The organism is Pedobacter hartonius (assembly GCF_900107535.1).
In the GTDB taxonomy this organism is placed as follows: domain Bacteria; phylum Bacteroidota; class Bacteroidia; order Sphingobacteriales; family Sphingobacteriaceae; genus Pedobacter; species Pedobacter hartonius.
Genome location: NZ_FNRA01000002.1, coordinates 444,168 through 465,325, shown reverse-complemented (window position 1 = coordinate 465,325; position 21,158 = coordinate 444,168). Strand labels below are relative to the sequence as shown.

Sequence of the window (21,158 nt, the reverse complement as noted above, 5' to 3'; positions counted from 1 at the left end):
TAGTTAACGAGGTTTAGTCATTACTATATTCATAACCTTATTTTTGCCCGGTTATTTGTTTTGTCTTTGGTAAGACTGCTGTCATTTCATAGTTGTAATTATCATCAAGAATTTTTTTTGATGGATACTTTTACAATCATTAATCTGTTTATGAGCGATTCCAGATAATTACGTGAAAGATTAGATTATTTTTATAATTATTGTTTCTTAGTCGCAACACTTCAGTCAGCTCTGTCATATAATTTAATTCCGATGGATTCCTAGAATTTTTCAACAATTAAAGAGGATACTTCGCCATTCATTTCTTCATATCCGTTGTTGCCGTAATTAAAATAAACTTTTACAAACTCGTCTTCGAATGATCTCTCAAAGGTACGGAGATTATAACCAACGAATGCTTTTTTCGTTATCACTATGGTGTGCCCTCTTGATAAATCTCTTCCACTATTCTTATAAAAAGTAAATCTTATGCCTGCTGCGTTAGCATCTAGCATAGCACTTGCTGCCAAGTCATTTAATGTACCTACGCCCGGACTCCATGGGAAATCAGTCAAATTACATGGACTATTTAGGCCAAGGATAAAAGTAGACGATGGTCCACTTGGGGTTCCAAGTATATTTGTGAATGTAGCAATCGGATATGAATTACCAGAATATGTTCCTTCAAGATAAAGACGAAGTGTGTAGGTATCGAACTGAGCCTTTGATTCAGATGATTGGAAAGAGAATGTAGTGAATAACACAAAAAATAATAAAGTAGAAATTTTCATTTGATTTTAGTTTAATTGTCTTTTATAAAAATAGCAAATAAGTAAATACTTTTAAAAAATAAAGAAGGGCTATTTATGAACATAAGTTGATTTGAAGTGAGCGATGCCGACAGCGTGTTATCTAATATTCTTCTCCGAGATTATAGTATTATAAATAATAGATTTTGTGAAAATGAAAATCCTCTTAACACTTATAGAACACATAATAAACACGGAGTTCTAGTAAATCCAAATTGTAATAATTGTATCTCATATTAAATAATAAGTTGCGCTGGATTCGCGACCAATGCCTCAAATAGTAAACAGAATGACAATAATTATCTACATTTGTCCTATGTACTTTTTCAGGAAAAAAGATCCCAACCGGCCAACAAGTATAGATATTAAAATCATGCATGTGGTCAATGTGCTTGCTATATCAATTTTCCTGATTGGGATTATTTCAAAACTTTTTCACCTCGTATAATGAAGACAATTATCAATACCACAGATGCACCAGCACCCATCGGACCTTATAGCCAGGCTGTTTTGGCGAACGGGTTTTTATATGTTTCAGGACAGATCCCTATTAATCCTGCTACAGGTGAACTGACCATGGATTCGATAAAATCGGAGACAGAACAAGTAATGCGCAACCTGAACGCAGTATTGCTGGAAGCCGGGTTTGGATTTTCCCATGTGCTTAAATCCACCATATTCCTTTCAGATATGAGTTTGTTTGCAGAAGTGAATGAAGTTTACGGCTCTTACTTTGAATCTGATTTCCCGGCCCGTGAAACGGTGGCGGTAAAAGGATTACCTAAAGGGGTAAATGTAGAGATATCTGTTATTGCCTATAAGGGATAAATATTTTGTTCGCTTCTGATCTAGATACCACGATAGAATTTTTAAAAGGCGTAGGACCTAAGCGGGCGGAGATGCTGCAAAAGGAACTGGGCATATTTACGTATGGTCAGCTCCTTACCTATTATCCTTTCCGCTATATCGACAGGACGCGCTTTTATAAGGTCAGTGAGCTTCATCCCGACTTGCCCTATGTGCAGGTTTTGGGGAGGATAACCGGAAAGGAAACGATTGGTGAAAAACATAAAAAGAGAATCGTAGCCCGGCTTACTGATGAAACAGGGACCATTGAACTGGTATGGTTTCAGAGTCTGAAGTGGGTAGAGGAAAATATAATGCGCGGCAAGGTCTATATCGCATTTGGCAAGCCGGCAGTATTTAACGGATCATTCAGTATTTCCCATCCTGAATTGGAAACCTATCCCCGCCCGGTTACCGTAACCGGCAATATGACCCTGCAACCTGTTTACAATTCTACAGAAAAACTAAAGAAGTTCTCGCTGGATAGTAAGGGGATCCAAAAGCTGCAGGCCCTGCTGATCGAACAGTGTTTGCCGGAGATCAAAGAAACAATGCCTGCATATATCCTCGAAAAGTACCGGTTGGCAGGTCGGCGTGAGGCCCTGTTAAACATTCATTTTCCAAAAGACAGTACCGCCTTACAACATGCAGAACGCAGGCTAAAGTTTGAGGAACTTTTCTTTATTCAGCTGCAGCTGCTCAGCAGTAAACAGTTCAGAGAGATGAAATTCAAAGGTCATCTGTTTAGTACTGTGGGAGAGCGTGTAAATCATTTTTACAAAGATATTCTGCCATTTGAGCTGACTGGAGCACAGAAGCGTGTGATCAAGGAAATCAGAATTGACACACAGCGCGGTGTGCAGATGAACCGCCTGGTGCAGGGCGATGTAGGCAGTGGGAAAACCGTAGTGGCTTTAATGAGCATGCTCCTTGCCAATGATAACGGCTACCAGGCGTGTATTATGGCGCCAACCGAAATCCTTGCCCGCCAGCATTACCACTCTATTGCTTCTTTGCTTGATGGGAAAGTTGCTAAAGTAGATATTCTTACGGGCAACAGCACAAAAAAACAAAGGACCTTATTACATCAGCAGCTTGAATCTGGTGAGATCGATATCCTGGTTGGTACTCATGCACTCATTGAAGACAAGGTAAAGTTTAAAAACCTCGGCCTGGTGGTGATTGACGAGCAGCATCGTTTTGGTGTAGAGCAAAGAGCAAAACTATGGCGTAAGAACAGCATCCCGCCTCACATATTGGTGATGACTGCTACGCCGATCCCCAGGACGCTTGCAATGACCGTATACGGAGATTTGGATGTTTCCATGATCGATGAGCTGCCTGTGGGCAGAAAACCCATTGAAACACGGCATTTATTTGAAGGCCAGCGTTTGCGGATGTTCGGATTTATGAAAACAGAAATTGCCAAAGGCAGACAGGTGTATGTAGTTTACCCTTTAATCAAGGAGAGTGAGAAATTAGACCTGCTTCATCTCGAAGCGGGTATAGAGCAAATGCGTTATCAGTTTCCGCTTCCGGATTATCAGATCAGTATTGTTCATGGTAAAATGCCCAACGTAGATAAACAGTTTGAAATGCAGAGGTTTATTGATGGAAAAACGCAGATCATGGTAGCCACTACTGTAATAGAAGTGGGGGTAAATGTGCCGAATGCATCTGTCATGATCATCGAGAATGCCGAAAGATTTGGATTATCGCAGTTGCATCAGCTGCGTGGAAGAGTAGGCCGCGGTGCGGAGCAGAGTTACTGCATCCTGATGTCAGGCCAGAAGCTAAGCAAAGAAGGGCGCCGGCGGCTGGAAACGATGGTGATGACCAATAATGGATTTGAAATTTCAGAGATAGACCTGGAATTACGTGGCCCGGGTGATCTGGCGGGTACACAGCAGAGCGGTGTGCTTGATCTTAAGCTTGCCAACCTGGTCAAAGACCAGCAGATCCTGCAGGAGGCAAGGAACACCGTCATTGAGATCTTTCATGAGGATCCCCTGCTTTCCTTACCGGAAAATGCTTTACTGAAGCGCTTTACCGATAAAAAAAGCAGAGGCATCGCTCTGGATAAAATATCTTAATCTTCGTCGGATCCCGGCATAGAGCCTGTTCCTGTATAAGCTCCTTTCCTGATGACAGGAACACCAAGATGTTTGTAAAGATCGTCGAGGTGCAGTAAACTTCCGTTTGTCAGGTTGCCCAGGAAAACGATCACAATGTTCTTGTCGAGGTCGCGCACGTAAATATGTCTGAACCCATGCCACCAGCCGGTATGGTAAACCACTTTGCGCCCATTGTCCCCATCGAACATTCTCCATCCGTAACCATAGTTGAAATGTCCGTTTACAGGTTTGTTATGGCCTGTATAGGCTGAGTCCAGGCTCGATTGTTTCAGTAATCTTCCTTTTTTTAATGCATTGTCATATAAAACCAGATCGTGCACGGTACTGTAAACGCCTTTATCACCAACAGGGCCGTCAAGGAAGTTTTGCACTACAGAATATCTCCAGGTACGGTCGTGCCCAACTACATCAACAGGAATCTTTGGATAAACCGTTGTAGAATATACATGGGTATGTTTCATCCCTGCAGGTTTAAACACATTGGCCATCATATAATCAGCATATTTTTTGCCCGTTACTTTTTCTATAATGGCACCCAGTACCATAAAATTGGAGTTATTATAATGAAACCTGGTGTCAGGAGCGGCATAACGTGCAGGTTTATACTGTGCGATCAGATCCATCACATCCGTATTGCTCATTGGTTTCTTCTTGTCTTTCCAGATCCCGTCAGTAAAATATACATAGTTCATCATTCCGCTGCGGTGGGATAATAATAATTTTACTGTGATCCCCTCGTAAGGAAAATTTGGATAGAACTTTTTGACATTGTCATCCAGTTTGACCTTACCCTGTTCAACCAGTTGCATGATGGCTACTCCTGTAAAAGTTTTAGTGATAGAGGCCAGCTCAAATTCGGAATTGATTTTAAGGCTGTCACGGTGAAGATAGTCTGCCCAGCCTATTGCTTTTTCATAAAGGATCTTGCCATCTTTGGCCACAAGCATATTTCCATTAAAGCCATATTTTTTATGCAGGTTCTGAACAAAGTCAGCAATCCATTTATCTCCCTTAGCGGGATTATAAACCAGGAGAAGACTATCTGCCCTGTCATCTTTTACAGTGCGGACCTTTGGGTCGGCTTCGGTTTTTTTTTCAGCGTGTGAGCAAGCATTAAATAGAAAAGTGGCCAGGACAGCCACGGGTAGAATGGTACGGTACATCATTTATAGATAGGTATTTTTTGAAGCCGGAAAAATAAACAATAATAACCCTTTAAACGCAAAAGAGTTTTAAACATTATGATATACGTTACATTCTTGTATGCATATAAAACCTTATTTTTGATCAAAATTATAGAACAAAATGAATTTTAGAACCGAACACGACACCATGGGCGAAGTGCAGGTGCCTGCCGATAAATATTGGGGCGCACAAACAGAACGTTCACGTAATAATTTTAAAATTGGTCCTGAGGCTTCGATGCCAAAGGAAATTATCCATGCTTTTGGCTATCTGAAAAAAGCTGCAGCACAGGCTAACCTGGAGTTAGGTGTGCTGGCAAGTGATAAGGCAGCCTGGATCGCTTCAGCATGTGATGAGATCATTGCCGGAAAATTAGATGATCAGTTTCCGCTTGTGATCTGGCAGACAGGTTCCGGGACTCAAAGTAATATGAATGCAAACGAGGTTATTGCTTACCGTGCGCATGTTTTAAACGGAGGCCAGCTGGCTGATGAAAAGAAAATCCTTCATCCGAATGATGATGTAAATAAATCGCAGTCTTCAAATGATACCTATCCTACAGCGATGCATATCGCTGCATATAAACAAGCTGTGGAAGTTACTCTTCCGGGCCTGGAAAAACTGCAAAAAACATTGCAGGCCAAGGCGGCTGAATTCAGTACCATCGTAAAAACCGGGAGGACCCATTTTATGGACGCTACTCCGTTGACGCTTGGACAGGAATTTTCCGGTTATGCGCAACAGATCACCAATAGCATCAGAGCTATTAAAAATGCTTTGGAAATGATCACCGAACTGGCTTTGGGCGGTACAGCAGTAGGAACAGGATTGAATACACCTAAAGGGTATGACGTATTGGTAGCAGCAAAAATTGCTGAACTGACAGGGCTGCCTTTTGTTACCGCACCAAATAAATTTGAAGCGCTGGCGGCACATGATGCGATGGTAGAACTGTCAGCAGCCTATAAACGTACTGCTGTAGCATTGATGAAGATTGCCAATGATGTGAGGATGTTAAGTTCCGGCCCGCGTTCCGGAATAGGGGAGATCATTATTCCTGATAATGAGCCTGGTTCTTCAATCATGCCCGGCAAGGTTAACCCTACACAACCTGAAGCTTTAACCATGGTTTGCGCACAAGTGATGGGCAATGATGTTACCGTAGGTATCGGTGGCAGTAATGGACATTTTGAACTGAATGTGTTTAAACCTGTTATCGCTGCCAATGTTTTACAATCCGGCCGTTTACTGGGGGATGCCTGTGTATCATTCAACGACAACTGTGCGGTTGGTATCCTGCCTAACTTACCGGAGATCAAAAAACACCTTGAAAATTCACTGATGCTGGTTACTGCGCTAAACCCTCATATTGGGTATGAAAATGCAGCAAAAATTGCAAAAAAGGCACATAAAGAAAATAAAACACTTCGTGAGGCAGCTGTTGAACTGGGATTACTGACGAGCGAACAGTTTACGGAATGGGTAAAACCAGAAGATATGGTAGGTAGCTTAAAATAGCATGAGTAAATACCTTTATCTAATTATTCTACTTTGTTTGACGGCGTTTCTCGGTTGTGAGAGACGCCCCAACGTTCAGGGTAATGGAGAAACATTCTTACAGGGAGTCTGGAACCAGGATAGCATCGCCAATTCGGCGAAACTGCTGAACTATACCCAACACCATATCAAATTTACCTGTGATTCTTTTTATGTTGACCTCACTACGCATTCTAAGGTGAACTACTATGAAGATCCGTGTTACAATAACGGGATCTGGAAAGAATATGCAAAAGGCGTGTACGAAGTCCGCAAGGATAGCTTATTCCTTGAAGGCACCTACACAAAATCTAATTATAAACAAAAAGTTTCGGGCTGTTACACGATAGGCATATATAGAAAAAGCTTTTTGGTGAAGTCGTCCGATGCCAGTCACCTTTATCTGCAGGGACTGAGTGACCAGCGTGATGTGAACCTCGTCCTCAAACAAAAAATAACCTGTGTACCACAGGAATTATAAAATTTAAACATGATTTCAGCTCAAAAAATAAAGAAGGCTTTTATAGCAATTGCAATGATTGCTTATCTGCCGTTAAATGCCGGTGCCTGGGGAATGACTGGACATCGAATCGTTGGCCAGATTGCCGATTACTATTTAACAGCGAAGACCCGTAAAGCAGTAATGCAGGTATTAGGAAGCGAGAGCCCTGCAATGGCAAGTAACTGGCCGGACTTTATCAAATCTGACAGTACCTATAACTACCTCAGTAGCTGGCATTATGTAAACCTTCCGGGAGCGCTCGACCAGAACGGAGTATTTAACTTTCTCGATGCTGATAAAAAGGCCAGCGTTTACAACAAGATCCCTGAAATGATTGCCATACTGAAAAACAAAGCCAAAACAGCCGATGAAAAAAAGATGGCTATGCGTTTGCTGATCCATATGCTGGGAGACGTTCATCAGCCGATGCATACTGCCAGAAAAGAAGACCTGGGCGGTAATAAGGTTAATGTTACCTGGTTCGGACAGCGTTCAAATCTTCACCGGGTTTGGGATGAAGGTTTGGTAGATTACCAGCAGCTGAGTTATACGGAGTATGCTGCGGCGATTAACCATCCTACAAAGGAACAACTGATTAAATGGCGTCATGATTCCCTTAAGGAAACCGTTTATGAGTCTTACGTGGCTTGTAACAAAATCTATGAATTAACTAAGGCAGATGATAAATTGGGCTATCGCTATAATTTTGAATTTGTTGACCTGCTGAATGAACAACTGTTAAAAGGAGGAGTGCGTTTGGCGCAGATCCTGAATAATATATACGCCTGATATGAAGATCCTCATGGTATGTTTGGGCAATATTTGCCGTTCTCCGCTGGCGGAGGGAATTGTTCGTCAGCTGGCCTCAGCGCGTAATGCCGACTGGGAAATTGCTTCTGCGGGTACCGGTAACTGGCATGTCGGGCAGCCGGCAGACAGGCGAAGTATTGCCGTTGCCAGAAGTTATGGCTACGATATTTCCAGACAGCGGGCAAAACATTTCAATGCCGGGATGCTGGAAGAGTACGACCATATCCTGGTCATGGACAGACAGAACCTGAAAGATGTGTTAAAGCTGTCAGGAAACAATGAGCAGCGTAAAAAGGTCAGGTTGTTTCTTACCGGAGACCTGGAGGTAACAGATCCTTATTATGATGACCAGCTGTTTGATCCGGTGTTTCTTACCATAGAGGAAAGGGCCAAAGATCTGATAAAAGAACTGAGCCAAAAAATATAAAAACATTTTTACAGGCAGTCTGTTGTTCCACTACATCAAACCTATAAGAAAATGGAAAATATTACAGTAAACCCCGAAACATTAAACGACCTGATCCAGATCAATAACGATAGAATAGCTGGTTATGAAAAAGCAATTGAGGAGCTTTCTCCTGAAGATGCTGACCTGAAAGCGTTATTCGTGAAAATGGTGGGCCAGAGTCATAAGCATAAACTTGCTTTAGCTACTGCAGTTCAGGGCAGCGGGACTGAACTGGAAACAGGAACAACTACCTCAGGTAAAATTTACCGTGCCTGGATGGATGTTAAAGCTGTATTCACCGGACATGACCGCAAAACAGTTTTGAATAACTGCGAAGCAGGAGAAGATGCTGCACAAAAAGCATACAAAACTGCTTTAGAAGAAGAAGGCTTGTCTGCAGACACCAGAGCGCTGATCACAGAACAAAAAGCTGATTTAAGAACGTCACATGATGAAATTAAAGCGCTGAGAGATCAGACAGTTTAATTGTCTTTTAAGGCATATAAAAAAGCCGCAGGTATTCGCCTGCGGCTTTTTTATAGTTTTATTTTGAATTATAGATGCCAAATTCCTTGTCAAGATATTCGGATACCCTGTCAATTGCATTATCGATCGTATTGCTCAGAATCGTGATGAACGATCCTGATTTTGCCGTTGCAACCAGGAACTGCAAAACCTCAGCCCCGTCATTATTAATAATGATCTCCATATTAGGATTTATATCATGTATACCTGAGATCAGCAGATCGATGAGTTCCTGCTGCTGGCGGCCGCGGAGGTATTTCTCCTGGCAGATGATAATTTTGTCAAACATCTGCGCCGCAATACGTGCAGTTTCCCTGATATCCTCATCTCTTCGGTCGCCCGTTCCGGAGATCACGCCAATATGTTCAGTAGCTTCTACCGTTTTTAGATAATTTTTGATCCCGGTAAATCCATCCGGATTGTGTGCAAAATCAACCAGGATCTTAAATTCCTTAAACTTAAAAATATTCATTCTTCCCGGTGTTTGTGCCGCGGATGGAATAAATGTTTCGAGTGACATACGGATATCTTCAATCTTATAACCATAAAGGAAGGTAGCGAGGGTTGCTGCCAATACATTCTGGATCATAAATTCTACGCTTCCGCCAAAGGTTAGGGGAATATGGGTGACTTTCTCCACCCTTATTTTCCAGTCGCCCTTTTTAATAGTGATATAGCCATTTTCATAAATTGCCGCAGTGCCTCCTTTTTTGCAATGATCCACGATCACCGGATTATTTTCATCCATGCTAAAATATGCCACTTTGCAATCTGCACTTTGGGCAATCTTCACGCAGTATTTGTTGTCTGCATTTAACACAGCCCAGCCATCTCTTTTGACAGAACCGATCACAACTCCCTTTACCCTGGCAAGGTCTGACAGGTTATGGATATCTGAGATGCCGAGGTGATCTTCCTGGATATTGGTTACGATACCGATATCACAACGGTTAAATCCGAGTCCTGCCCTGAGAATACCACCCCTGGCAGTTTCCAGTACCGCAAACTCCACTGTAGGATCTCTTAAGATAAACTCTGTGCTCACCGGACCGGTGGTGTCGCCCTTCATCAGCATTGTATTTTGTACGTATATACCATCCGAAGTGGTAAATCCTACACGTGTGCCATTGCTCTTGACGATATGAGCAACCAGGCGTGTAGTAGTAGTCTTACCATTGGTGCCTGTTATGGCGATAATAGGTATCCGGGCAGATTTGCCGGGAGGATATAACATATCAATCACGGGAGCGGCTACATTTCTTGGCAATCCTTCGCTTGGCGCCAGGTGCATCCGGAATCCGGGGGCAGCATTTACTTCAAGGATCACCCCGCCGTTTTCTGTAAGCGGCTGCGTGAGGTTCTGCGCCATCACATCGATTCCACAAATATCAAGACCAATGATCCTGGAGATGCGTTCGCTGATAAAAATATTCTGAGGATGTACAAGGTCTGTGACATCAATTGAAGTTCCGCCGGTACTCAGGTTAGCTGTAGATTTGAGATAGACCAGCTCGCCGTTAGGTGCTACGGTTTCAAGCGTATATTCCTTTTTTGCCAGCAAGTCCAGTGTGTCACGGTCTACCAGGATTTCAGTGAGCACATTTTCATGTCCATACCCGCGCCGCGGATCTTCATTTTCTTTATCGATTAATTGTTGTATGGTATGGATTCCGTTTCCTGTCACATGCGCAGGCACACGCAAAGCAGCGGCTACCATTTTATTGTCTATGACCAGGATTCTGAAGTCATATCCGGTAATAAAGCTTTCTATAATGATCCTTCTCGAATATTGTTTCGCATATTCAAAAGCCTCTTTTGCAGCCTCCGAAGTTTTGACATTAATCGTTGCGCCCTTTCCATGGTTACCATCAAGGGGTTTAAATACCAATGGGAAACCTACAGTTTTAATGGCCTCATCAAGATCTTCAATTTCAGAAATAGTAACACCTTTAGCTACCGGGATGGCAGAATCTTTCAGCATCCGTTTGGTTTCATCTTTATTACCGGCAATGTCAACAGCAATACTGTTTGTTTTTTCTGTCATGGTGGCCCTGAACCGCACCTGGTTCTTGCCATAGCCCAATTGTATGAGGGAACTTTTATTCAGCCTGATCCATGGAATATCCCTGGCGATGGCCTCGTCCACAATAGATCCCGTACTCGGACCAAGGCGCTCCATTTGTCTTAGCTCTCTTAAACGCTGAATATCAAATTCCAGGTCATAATCCTGGTCGTTGATCAGGGCTTCTGCGATCTTCACGCTGGCTTCAGCAGCATAGATGCCTGATTTTTCTTCGAGATAACTGAACACAACGTTGTAAATCCCATCGGTTTTGGTCATCCGTGTTCTTCCGAAACCGGTATCCATTCCCGCAAGGGTCTGGATTTCCAGGGCAATATGTTCTATTACATGCCCCATCCATGTTCCTTCTTTTACACGGGCAAAGAAACCGCCCGGCTCTCCTTTCGAACATCTGTGCCCATATAAAGTCGGGAGCATTTTTTCCAGGCGATCACCAAATCCTTCAATTGAGTTTGTAGGACGCTGTTCCATATCCTCCAGATCCAATCTCATTTGTATTAATTTTTTCCTGTTGATTGACCAGATGTTTGGTCCCCTTAGCACTTGAATGCCGAGTATTTTCATATGATATTTATTGTTTTGTCAGTAGTATTTTTTGTTTTTTGCCTTCCAGCTGCCTTCGGCGGTTTTATAGGTCATGAAGCTTGCAAAGCCGGCAACCGCCGTTTGATTTTCTGAACGTGAAGCAGATAAATTAAACAGGATGTCGTATCTGAATGCTTTTTCCGCTTGTGTTACCAGTGGTTTTTTTAAGTAAATTTTCAAACGGCAGCATTAAATGTATAAATATTTTTTGCAAAAAATGCAAAATGACCGGTGAAATACATTCACCATAAAATGTCGATAAATCTAATCAAACAATGTCAATTTAAAATGAAAAAAATATTAATCTACCTTTAACAGGCAGGAATGTGATTCATTAAATTTCATTTCTTCTAATAATTGGTATTTACTAATGAAACCTAAATGAGCTGCAAGCTCATGCAAGCTTCATAACCATTAAAACTAAGCGAAGCGTTCTCTTGAGAACCAATAAAAACAATGGACAAACACGAAAAAAACAAATATTTACTAATGAAAATATGGTAATAATTAAACTATTGAATATATATTTGAAATTTTAGGACAAGAAAACAAATAAAATGGCTCCAAAAGGTAAATTGATTATTATTGGTGGTGCGATAAATACCGGCAGTTTTACTGAGACTCAATTCGGGCTCCCTCAGAATATGAATTTTTTTGAGAGAGGCATATTAAAACGTATTACTACAGAATCTGTAAAGGATACGGCATCGCGTTTCGAGATCATTACAACGGCATCCCTGGTTCCTGAAAAAGTTGGCGAAGAGTATATCAAGGCTTTTGCCCAGTTGGATGTACATAATGTAGGTGTGCTAAATATCAGCAATAGGGAACAGGCAAATGACCTGGCAAATTGTGAGCGTGTAAAAGCGGCGGAAGTGCTTGTTTTTACAGGCGGTGACCAGCTGCGTCTGTCCTCTATTTTTGGAGGTACTGCTATACACCAAATCTTGCTGGATAAATACGAAAACGAAGAGATTGTGATCGCGGGCACTTCAGCGGGAGCTGCGGCGAGTTCAAAAAATATGATCTATCAGGGTAACAGTAAAGACGCCCTGTTAAAAGGAGAAGTTAAGATTACTGCGGGGTTAGGCTTTATCGATGGCGTGATCGTAGATACACATTTTGTACAGCGGGGGCGTATTGGCAGGCTTCTTTATGCTACTGCAAGCAGTCCTGGAATTCTTGGTATTGGCCTGGGTGAAGATACGGGCTTGTATATTTCGAATGGGAATACGATGGAAGCTATCGGTTCGGGAATGGTGATCCTGGTAGACGGAAGGCATATGAGCGATACAAATCTGACAGATGTTGAAATGGGACAGCCGGTATCGATCAAGAATATGATTGTGCATGTCATGTGTGACGGTGATGTTTATGACCTTACTGCCCACCAGCTGACAATCCATCATCCCAAAGTTGTACCTCAATTCTAATCGCAATGAAATTAATCATTCATGGAGGTTTTTTTAGTGAATCTGCTACGAACCAGGAAATGAAAAAGGCGAAGCAGGATGCCCTGGCTGAAATTGTTTCTGCTTCTTATGGGTATCTGCAGTCGCACACAGCTTTAGAAACCGTTGCCTTTGCGGTGAGCCTGCTGGAAGACGACCTCCTTTTTAATGCAGGACTGGGATCACAGATCCAAAGTGACGGAAAGGTGAGGCTAAGTGCCTCCATCATGGATGGTAAGACGCAGAAATTCGGAGGGGTGATCAATATTCAGGATGTACAACATCCTGTTCAGGTAGCATCATTGCTGTTAAATTACACCGATAGCGTTTTGAGCGGAGAAGGGGCGATAACTTTTGCAAGGGAGAATGGCTATCCCGGCTTTAATCCTATAACACCGCAGCGTCAGTCGGAATATGATCTCAAACTTAACCAGCTCAATAATAAGGGAACCGTGGGATGTGTAGCGCTGGATGCAGCGGGCAATCTGGCTGCGGCCACCTCTACCGGCGGTAAAGGTTTCGAAATTCCCTGCAGGGTGAGTGATTCAGCCACTGTTGCCGGTAATTATGCAAATGAATTTGCAGGGATTTCCTGTACAGGTGTGGGCGAAGACATTGTGAGCATTGCTTTATCTGCCAGAATAGTTACCCGTGTCACGGATGGATTTTCCCTGAAAGATGCCTGCGATAAAACCTTCACAGAACTTAAAGCAATAAATGGTTTTGCCGGAGTCATTGGCATTACGGCGGCGGGTGAGGTATATCATACGGATTCCCACCCCTATATGGTGTGGGCTTCGTTCGATGATAACTTGCAGGTATTCAACTAAAAAAGGTTATATAAATTAAAAAAGACATATCTTTGTTACATGCATAAACTATGTTTCGCATTGATTGGCCTTATTTTTTCCGGCTCGGCAATGGCACAAACAAATACTTTTACTCAGCAGGATGCCAATTCTGGTGGCAGCTCAATCAGTATTGCTACATCCGGAGCGGATGAAGCGGAAGGAGATGTTTATTTCCAGGAGGCGGAAAAAAATGAAAGAAGTGGTGATCTGAATGATGCGCTGACCCTTTTCGGAAAGGCTGCGTTTGAATATAATAATTCTGGCAATTTCTCCCGTTATGGTGCCTCTCTTTTAAGATTAAGCAATGTCCATTATTTACTGGAACACTATACAGAAGCAGAACAGGTTGTCTTAAATGTTGCGCTCAAAACCTATTCGCGTTTTGGAAACAGGACCGGGCAGATGGCTTCTTACAGTCAATTGGGTAAAATTTACCTGGCTGCAAATAAACTGACACAGTCAATGTGGTTTTATACCCAGCAGGGAATTTTAGCAAGACAAGTCAACAATAATACCTCCTATATAGATTCTATACTCGGCCTTGTGCAGGTTAAGATCAGGAAGAAGGAATATACGCTTGCTATCAAAGATATCAACAGGGCAGAACTTTTTGCCAGAACGTCCAATATCAGTCAGTTCAGGGGACAGATCAAGCAGGCAAGGACCACGATTGCGGAGAAGAAAAGGGTAATGTAAATAATTCTTTGTTTTTTCTTATATTAGGGAATAACTGTTTGTATCCTACTCAAATGTCCTATACAATGGTCAGAACCATGTATTTATAAAGTATTTAATTATATTTGGTAAAGATTACAGAAAAGAGACAGTATTATACTGTCTCTTTTCTGTTTATTTGAGAAATTGGTATCATATTGGTTCTTACTATAAAAATGGATTTTAAATTATTTAAAGAGATGTTGAAAAGAATATTACTGGTAACCTTCACTGCAGCCATATTAGCGTGTCAGGCAGCTCCAAAACCACAGAAGCTGGTTGAAGGAATCCCTAATATTAAGCCTGATGAACAGCAGAGTTTGGTATGTAAAGAGATTGTGGCGCTTATAGAGAACTACAATTATAAAAAATTGACGCTGAACGATTCTATTTCCTCTCTGATATTAGACAAATACGTTAAGGCACTCGATCCTTACAGAAGCTATTTCCTCGCTTCAGATATCAAAGAGTTTGAGCAGTTTAGAACCACGCTGGATGACCAGTTCAGGGCGGGTGATCTTAGTGCACCATTTTATATCTTTAATGTTTACTCTAAAAGATATAATGAGACGCTAGATTATGCAATAGCTCATATTAAAGATAAATATGATTTCAACCAGAATGATACTTATGTATTTGACCGGGAGAAAATGCCATGGGTAAATAATACAACAGACCTGAATGAAATCTGGAAAAAAAGAGTGAAGTACGAGCTGATCAATTTGAATATTGCAGGTACAGCTGAAGCAAAAAATGTAGAGACATTAACAAAAAGATATCAGAACCTTAAATCGCAATCTTCAAAACTGAACAACCAGGATGTATTCCAGACTGTAATGGATGCATTTACTGAAACGATTGACCCACATACGAATTATTTCAATCCAACCAACGCGCAGCAGTTCAATGAAGACATGGCACGCTCATTTGAAGGTATCGGTGCCCGTCTGAAGCTGGAGAACGATGTTTTAAAAATCGATGAAATTATCCCGGGCGGACCTGCTTTTAAAAGTAAATTGCTGAATACGGGCGACAGGATCATAGGCGTTGCACAGGCAACAGGAGATTTTGAGGATATTATCGGGTGGAGGATCGAAAGTTCTGTTGCAAAGATAAAAGGCCCAAAAGGTACTAAAGTGAGGTTGAAGATCATTCCTGTAGGACATGAAATGTCGTCTAAACCGGTAAGCATTGAACTGGTGAGAGAAAAGATCGTAATGGAAGACCAGTCAGCCAAGAAAGAAGTGAAGACTATCCAGTCTAATGGAAAGCCATATAAGATTGGTATCATTACCGTTCCCGGGTTTTATGCCGACTTTAAAGCTGCCAATGCAGGTGATCCTAATTATAAAAGTACAACACGTGACGTAAGGCTTTTGATTGATACACTGAAAACCAGGGATAAAGTAGATGCCATCGTAATGGACCTGCGTGCTAACGGAGGCGGATCATTGGTAGAAGCTATAGATCTGACAGGTTTGTTTATCGACAGAGGCCCGGTGGTTCAGGTGAAAGACTTAAAAGGTAATATTGAAGTGAGTGAGGATGAACATCCGGGTGTTGCATGGGATGGTCCGTTTGGGGTAATGGTAGACAGGCTGAGTGCTTCTGCATCTGAGATCTTCTCCGGCGCAATACAGGATTATGGCAGGGGAATAATTGTGGGTACCCAAACCTATGGTAAAGGTACGGTGCAGTCTTCTATCGACTTAAATAAACTAGTTAATCCGTCTATCCTTCAGCGTCTGGCTGCCCTGGTTCAAAAAGGGCCAAATTCATCAGGCCTGGCCATTAAAGGTGTTAAGGATTCCACACCTCAATTGGGGCAGATCAATCTGACAATGGCCAAATTCTACCGTGTAAATGGTAGCAGCACACAACACAAAGGCGTGATGCCTGATATTGTACTTCCTTCTTTCTATCCTATGGACAAAATCGGGGAAGATACAGAAGCTTCAGCATTACCATGGGATGAAGTTCAGCGGTCTAACTTTGTAGCGGTAGCCGATCTGACTGCCATCAAACCGGAGCTGGTTAAACTTCATAACGAGAGAATGGAAAAATCTTTGGACTACAAAGGACTGGTCCAGGACATTGAAGACATGAAAAAACGTGATACAGAAAGTTCTGTGACACTCAATGAAAATAAGCTGAAAGCTGAAAGAGACAGCATTGAAGTTAAAACCTTAGAGAAGATCAATAAGATGAGGGCTTCAAGAGGACTGGCTGCGGTGAAAAAAGGTGACAAGATCAAGAAGGATGAGACCTTTGATTTTGTTGAAGATGAGACCATGCATGTGATGGCTGATTTCATCCGGCTTAAGAAATAAAAAAGGGATCTTCCCAGTTTATAAAGGATGTGTTATATTCGGACCGCATTAATTTGCTGCGCAAAAGGACGCGAGGTCGGAATATAACACATCCTTTTATTTTTAACAGATTTACCCACCGGATCATCTCCCGGTAAAGAATTTATGAGTCTTTCGGTTTCGCCAGCTGCATCGACATCATTTCCTTCATGGTCTTATTCATTCCCTCGGTAGAACCATCCAGAAAGATCACGTTACCATCGCTGTTTTCAGAAAAATGTTTGATAGACTCTGTCCACATGGTAAACAGGATGACAGAGATATCGAGGTTCGCCTCTTCCATCTCCTGCGCGGCTTTGGTCATACCATGCGCAACCTCAGCGCGGAAAAGAGCAATACCCTGTCCCCGTAACTGGGCGGCCTCCCGCTCAGCTGCGGCTGCAATTTTAATTGCATTACCATCGGCTTCCGCACCCTTTGTCTTGGTGATGAGTAAAGCCTGACCTTCATTCTCCGCTGCGGCCTTCAGGTTATTTGAAGCTACCACACGGCTCATGGAGCGCATGATCTCTTCATCAAAGGTAATATCGTTCAGTTGAAGGTCCTGTAAATGATAACCCCATGATTCAAGTACTTTGTCGATCTGTTCTTTAACATGCATAACGATCTCGTTGCGCTGGGCAAGTACGTTAGCCTGGTTCTGTGTAGCTACATAGGCCCTGATGGAGCCCTCGATCGTACGGATCAGTGCCTGCATCAGGTTGGTTGCGTCTACGAATTTAAAGGCTACGTTTTTGATGGTCTCCTCGTCGTGATTCAGGACGGAGTAAAGTAACATAGCTTTAAAATATACATTTGCCTGGTCTTGTGTTACCGCCTGAAAGGAAAGTTCTACTGAACGGTTCTGAATAGAAATCCTGGAGTGGATTACCTCTATCAGCGGAATTTTAAAGCTGAGGCCGGGACTCAGCTGCCGCCTGTATTTACCAAAAATTGTGACCACTGCGATGGTGCCTTGTTTCACTGTTACAAAAGAGCTGAACAGCACTACAACAACGACAAAAAGAAAAATCAACAAACCTAAACCCATAATAGAACATTTAAAATTTAAACTTCTTCAAGATACGAAATTTTAGGAGCAGAGCTATATTATGGGTTTCAAATTAACGGGCACAGATATTGTATGAGAGCATAGAATTAACATTAACGCTATGAATGTAAAACGTACTTTCGGAACAATTTTAACAATATTGGGTATCATTGGCCTGATCTATACCGGTTATGGATTTGTGAAACACGATGCAAATACCCGTGCACTGCTTGTATCGGGCTTAATCGGAGTGGTCTTTTTCTTCTCTGGTATCGGTCTGGTTAAAAACACTAAAGACGAGGCCTAATCCTGTTTTAGCTGGATCCTCTGATTAGAAAAGGACAGGCGGTTGCCGATAAAATCAGCGGCTGTAAGGGAAACTATCTTCTTAAATGCAGTATGGCCCGCGTCGATCGTCAGGCGGCTGAGTTTGGTCTGTCTGGTAGAAACCACATCGGCATAAAGAAAGTCTCCCCGGTTATTCAATTTGATATTCATCAATGGCGCAAAACCACTGGGGCCGTTCAAATTAAACTGACCATAAGTGCAGAAATTGCCAAGGCTATAGGCAATGAATTTATTTTTGTAGACCTCTACGGCCCGGGTTACATGCGGCCCGTGTCCCAAAACCAGGTCGGCACCAGCATCAATTACGGCATGTGAAAAGGCATATACATCTCCACGGTTCTCCTGGTAGAAGATCTCATTCGCCCTGATCACATGCTCGAACTTTGCACCTTCGCCGCCACCGTGGAATGAGACGATTACAATGTCTGCCTGGGCCTTTAAAAAAGATACCAGCTGTTTCGCGCTATCAATATTGTTGATGGGTAGGGTGTAGTCATTGGGAGAAAATGCACAGAATGCATATTTAACACTATCTTTTTCAAAAATGGTATAGGGATGGCTGATCTGTCCTGCATAGTGTATTTCAAGTGAGTCCAATATTTCCGTAGTTCGTTTTCTTCCCTGCGCACCAAAGTCGCCAATGTGATTATTGGCTACACTCAGCAGGTTAAAGCCTGCATTCCTGTAGATGGCAGCATAACGTTCAGGCATTCTGAAAGCAAAACAGCTGTTGCCCACAGTGTCTTTACATTTCGTAGATTTCCCCTGGTTAAGGAAACATCCTTCAAGATTTCCGAAGACAATATCTCCGGTTAAAAAATGTTTTACTTTGTTAAAGCTTCCGGCAGCGTCGTCAGGCGGGAGGTTTGTGGATGAGGGATAGGCGGAACCGAGCATGATATCGCCAACGGCAACAACAGAAATGGTATCTTTTTTTGCTCTTTTTATGGTATCGGTTTCTGCAGGCTGTCCTATGGTGTTTGAACTACCGGCGCAGCTCATCAGGATGGGCACGGTGATCATACCCAGCAGGGTATATCCCAGGAATTTTATCCTGAAGTGCTGGTGCTGTTTAGTGCCTGTCATTTTTATGCTAACGTTTCAAATTAAAAAAATCCTTCTAAAAATAATTAGAAGGACCATATAATTTAAGGTGTAAAATCAACTTATTCTTCGATCAGCTGTTTCTTTGCTGATTCTATGACGCGGCCTCCCCTGTAGAAGTAGCGGGCATAATAAGGTTCAGTAAGATTACTGATCACCACTCCACGGGATGAAGAGGCATGTGCAAAGCGGTCATCGCCTAGATAAATTCCGATATGTGTGATTCTTGAGCTTTTGATTTTGAAGAAAACCAAGTCTCCTTCTTTTAGTTCTTCCTTAGATAAAGGATCTACCATGCTGAAGATATCCCTTGAACTTCTTAACAGTGTAGTATTGAAAACTTTATCATAGATTGCTTTGGTGAAAGCGGAACAATCGATTCCCTTCTTGGTGTTTCCTCCGAAACTGTAAGGAGTGCCTATCCATTCATAGATGAATTTGTAAAGCTTTATGTTTGATGTCGCATCTACCGCGACACCCATAACCTGCCCAAAGTATTGTGATGCCAGGTTATCAGGATCTTCTGTTTTATTGGTTTCTTTTGCTGTTTGTGCATTTAGAGCAGTAATGCTGCACAGTGCAATAAGAGTAGAAAACAAAAACTTTTTTATCATGTTACGCTATTAAGTTTGGGTAAACAGGTACTTGCACTTAAACTTACACCACCGGGGGCTTGTTGTTAGGTTTTCAAAACTATGTAATTTAGATATGTTATCCAAATGTAATTTGTTTAAAAAACTAAGTTCCTAACATTAATATGTAAACATCTCGTTCATTTTACAGTATTTCTTCGATTTATTGCAATAAAAAAGTAGATTTGCTCTCATAAATAAAATCAATAGCCAAAAATGAGTGCAGTAGAAATTAATAAGGATACCTATCTGAAGTGGTTCGAGTCGATGTTGCTGATGCGTAAATTCGAAGAGAAAACTGGTCAACTTTACGGACAACAAAAAATCCGTGGTTTTTGTCATCTATATATTGGTCAGGAGGCGGTAATCGCCGGAGCGATTTCAGCGCTTCAACCTGGAGATTCTATGATTACCACTTACCGCGATCACGCCCATGCCCTTGCATTAGGCGTAAGTGCCGACAGCATTATGGCCGAGATGTATGGTAAGGCTACTGGCTGCTCCAAAGGTAAAGGTGGCTCAATGCACATGTTTAGCAAAGAGCATAATTTTTATGGCGGACACGCAATTGTGGGTGGACAGATACCCTTGGGTGCAGGTATTGCATTTGCTGAAAAATATAAAGGAACCTCAAATCTGAATGTTTGCTATATGGGTGATGGTGCCGTTCGTCAGGGCGCACTGAACGAAACTTTCAATATGGCTATGTTATGGAAACTTCCTGTGATCTTTGTTTGTGAGAATAATGGTTACGCTATGGGAACTTCTGTTGAACGTACCACAAACATGACGGAGATCTACAAAATCGGTTTAGGCTTCGATATGCCATGCGCACCGGTTGACGGGATGGATCCTGTTGCTGTTCACAACGCAATGGATGAAGCTGCTCAGCGTGCACGTAATGGCGAAGGACCAACATTCCTTGAAATGAGAACTTACCGCTACAGAGGACACTCTATGTCTGACCCTGCGAAATACCGTACAAAAGACGAGTTAGAAGAATATAAAGCTAAAGATCCGATTGAGCAGGTAAGAGAAGTAATACTGAAAGAAAAGTATGCTGACGAAGCCTGGTTTGAAGAAATCGAGGCTAAAGTGAAAGAGACTGTTGATCACTCCGTTAAATTTGCCGAAGAGTCTCCTTGGCCTGAAGCATCAGAACTATATACTGATGTATACGTACAATCCGACTATCCATATATTATGGATTAATTTA

At 42.2% G+C, this 21,158-nt stretch carries 21 protein-coding genes; 14 read left to right on the top strand and 7 right to left on the bottom strand.

The window, feature by feature from the left end; genetic code table 11:
* Window positions 1–260 precede the first annotated feature (260 nt).
* A complete protein-coding gene (locus BLW16_RS05565) occupies window positions 261–770 on the bottom strand; it encodes a hypothetical protein (protein ID WP_090555570.1) in 510 nt (169 codons plus the stop codon).
* 286 nt (window positions 771–1,056) lie between these two features.
* On the opposite strand from BLW16_RS05565, the gene BLW16_RS23935 reads away from it, so the two are divergent.
* Genes BLW16_RS23935 through recG form a run of 3 tightly spaced genes read left to right on the top strand, consistent with a single transcriptional unit; the run spans window position 1,057 to window position 3,727 of the window.
* Window positions 1,057–1,236, top strand: a complete 180-nt coding sequence (locus tag BLW16_RS23935) for a DUF6728 family protein (protein WP_317039937.1) — start codon at window positions 1,057–1,059, stop codon at window positions 1,234–1,236.
* Window positions 1,236–1,616, top strand: coding sequence for a RidA family protein (locus BLW16_RS05560; protein WP_090555569.1), 381 nt, complete (start codon window positions 1,236–1,238; stop codon window positions 1,614–1,616). The genes BLW16_RS23935 and BLW16_RS05560 overlap by 1 nt, the downstream gene beginning before the upstream one ends.
* A gap of 5 nt (window positions 1,617–1,621) precedes the next feature.
* The gene (gene recG / locus BLW16_RS05555) at window positions 1,622–3,727 is read left to right on the top strand and encodes an ATP-dependent DNA helicase RecG (protein WP_090555568.1); all 2,106 of its coding nucleotides are present in this window, start codon (window positions 1,622–1,624) and stop codon (window positions 3,725–3,727) included.
* Here recG and BLW16_RS05550 read toward each other — a convergent pair.
* Window positions 3,724–4,935: a serine hydrolase domain-containing protein gene (locus BLW16_RS05550; protein WP_090555567.1), complete on the bottom strand. Its 1,212-nt coding sequence runs from the start codon at window positions 4,933–4,935 to the stop codon at window positions 3,724–3,726. The genes recG and BLW16_RS05550 overlap by 4 nt on opposite strands.
* 139 nt (window positions 4,936–5,074) lie before the next feature.
* On the opposite strand from BLW16_RS05550, the gene fumC reads away from it, so the two are divergent.
* Genes fumC through BLW16_RS05525 form a run of 5 tightly spaced genes read left to right on the top strand, consistent with a single transcriptional unit; the run spans window position 5,075 to window position 8,736 of the window.
* On the top strand, window positions 5,075–6,472 hold the full coding sequence (fumC, locus tag BLW16_RS05545) for a class II fumarate hydratase (protein ID WP_090555566.1): 1,398 nt from the start codon (window positions 5,075–5,077) through the stop codon (window positions 6,470–6,472).
* Between the two features lie 37 nt (window positions 6,473–6,509).
* Complete coding sequence (locus BLW16_RS05540; protein WP_245735132.1) at window positions 6,510–6,971, top strand: fumarate hydratase; 462 nt, start codon at window positions 6,510–6,512, stop codon at window positions 6,969–6,971.
* Window positions 6,972–6,980: 9 nt separating this feature from the next.
* Window positions 6,981–7,781, top strand: coding sequence for a S1/P1 nuclease (locus tag BLW16_RS05535; RefSeq protein WP_090555565.1), 801 nt, complete (start codon window positions 6,981–6,983; stop codon window positions 7,779–7,781).
* 1 nt (window position 7,782) lies between these two features.
* Entirely contained in the window at window positions 7,783–8,229 is a 447-nt protein-coding gene (locus BLW16_RS05530; protein ID WP_090555564.1) for a low molecular weight protein-tyrosine-phosphatase, read from the top strand.
* Between the two features lie 51 nt (window positions 8,230–8,280).
* Entirely contained in the window at window positions 8,281–8,736 is a 456-nt protein-coding gene (locus BLW16_RS05525) for a PA2169 family four-helix-bundle protein (RefSeq protein WP_090555563.1), read from the top strand.
* Window positions 8,737–8,794: 58 nt separating this feature from the next.
* On the opposite strand, the gene cphA is transcribed toward BLW16_RS05525, so the two are convergent.
* Together cphA and BLW16_RS05515 are read right to left on the bottom strand one after the other, a co-directional pair.
* Entirely contained in the window at window positions 8,795–11,422 is a 2,628-nt protein-coding gene (gene cphA / locus BLW16_RS05520) for a cyanophycin synthetase (RefSeq protein ID WP_090555562.1), read from the bottom strand.
* Between the two features lie 18 nt (window positions 11,423–11,440).
* Window positions 11,441–11,623, bottom strand: coding sequence for a hypothetical protein (locus tag BLW16_RS05515; RefSeq protein ID WP_090555561.1), 183 nt, complete (start codon window positions 11,621–11,623; stop codon window positions 11,441–11,443).
* Between the two features lie 377 nt (window positions 11,624–12,000).
* Here BLW16_RS05515 and BLW16_RS05510 point away from each other — a divergent pair, with 377 nt between their 5' ends.
* The 4 genes from BLW16_RS05510 to BLW16_RS05495 all read left to right on the top strand — a co-directional run bounded on the left by BLW16_RS05510 (window position 12,001) and on the right by BLW16_RS05495 (window position 16,789).
* Window positions 12,001–12,876 carry a cyanophycinase gene (locus BLW16_RS05510; protein WP_090555560.1) on the top strand — a complete coding sequence of 292 codons (876 nt, stop codon included), beginning with the start codon at window positions 12,001–12,003 and terminating at the stop codon, window positions 12,874–12,876.
* A 5-nt stretch (window positions 12,877–12,881) separates the two neighbouring features.
* The gene (locus BLW16_RS05505) at window positions 12,882–13,724 is read left to right on the top strand and encodes an isoaspartyl peptidase/L-asparaginase (RefSeq protein ID WP_090555559.1); all 843 of its coding nucleotides are present in this window, start codon (window positions 12,882–12,884) and stop codon (window positions 13,722–13,724) included.
* Between the two features lie 39 nt (window positions 13,725–13,763).
* Window positions 13,764–14,441 (top strand): hypothetical protein, encoded by a 678-nt coding sequence (locus BLW16_RS05500; protein ID WP_090555558.1) that lies wholly within the window; start codon window positions 13,764–13,766, stop codon window positions 14,439–14,441.
* A gap of 194 nt (window positions 14,442–14,635) precedes the next feature.
* Window positions 14,636–16,789, top strand: coding sequence for a carboxy terminal-processing peptidase (locus BLW16_RS05495; RefSeq protein WP_090555557.1), 2,154 nt, complete (start codon window positions 14,636–14,638; stop codon window positions 16,787–16,789).
* A 142-nt stretch (window positions 16,790–16,931) separates the two neighbouring features.
* Here the strand turns inward: BLW16_RS05495 and BLW16_RS05490 are convergent, their stop codons facing one another.
* Window positions 16,932–17,858, bottom strand: a complete 927-nt coding sequence (locus tag BLW16_RS05490; protein WP_090555556.1) for an SPFH domain-containing protein — start codon at window positions 17,856–17,858, stop codon at window positions 16,932–16,934.
* Between the two features lie 121 nt (window positions 17,859–17,979).
* Between BLW16_RS05490 and BLW16_RS05485 the strand changes: the two genes are divergently transcribed.
* Entirely contained in the window at window positions 17,980–18,165 is a 186-nt protein-coding gene (locus BLW16_RS05485) for a hypothetical protein (RefSeq protein WP_090555555.1), read from the top strand.
* Here BLW16_RS05485 and BLW16_RS05480 read toward each other — a convergent pair.
* Entirely contained in the window at window positions 18,162–19,292 is a 1,131-nt protein-coding gene (locus BLW16_RS05480) for a CapA family protein (protein WP_245735131.1), read from the bottom strand. The two genes, BLW16_RS05485 and BLW16_RS05480, sit on opposite strands and share 4 nt — an antisense overlap.
* Window positions 19,293–19,372: 80 nt before the next feature.
* Window positions 19,373–19,924 carry a C40 family peptidase gene (locus BLW16_RS05475; RefSeq protein WP_090555554.1) on the bottom strand — a complete coding sequence of 184 codons (552 nt, stop codon included), beginning with the start codon at window positions 19,922–19,924 and terminating at the stop codon, window positions 19,373–19,375.
* Window positions 19,925–20,158: 234 nt separating this feature from the next.
* On the opposite strand from BLW16_RS05475, the gene pdhA reads away from it, so the two are divergent.
* A complete protein-coding gene (gene pdhA, locus BLW16_RS05470) occupies window positions 20,159–21,154 on the top strand; it encodes a pyruvate dehydrogenase (acetyl-transferring) E1 component subunit alpha (RefSeq protein ID WP_090555553.1) in 996 nt (331 codons plus the stop codon).
* Window positions 21,155–21,158 lie beyond the last annotated feature (4 nt).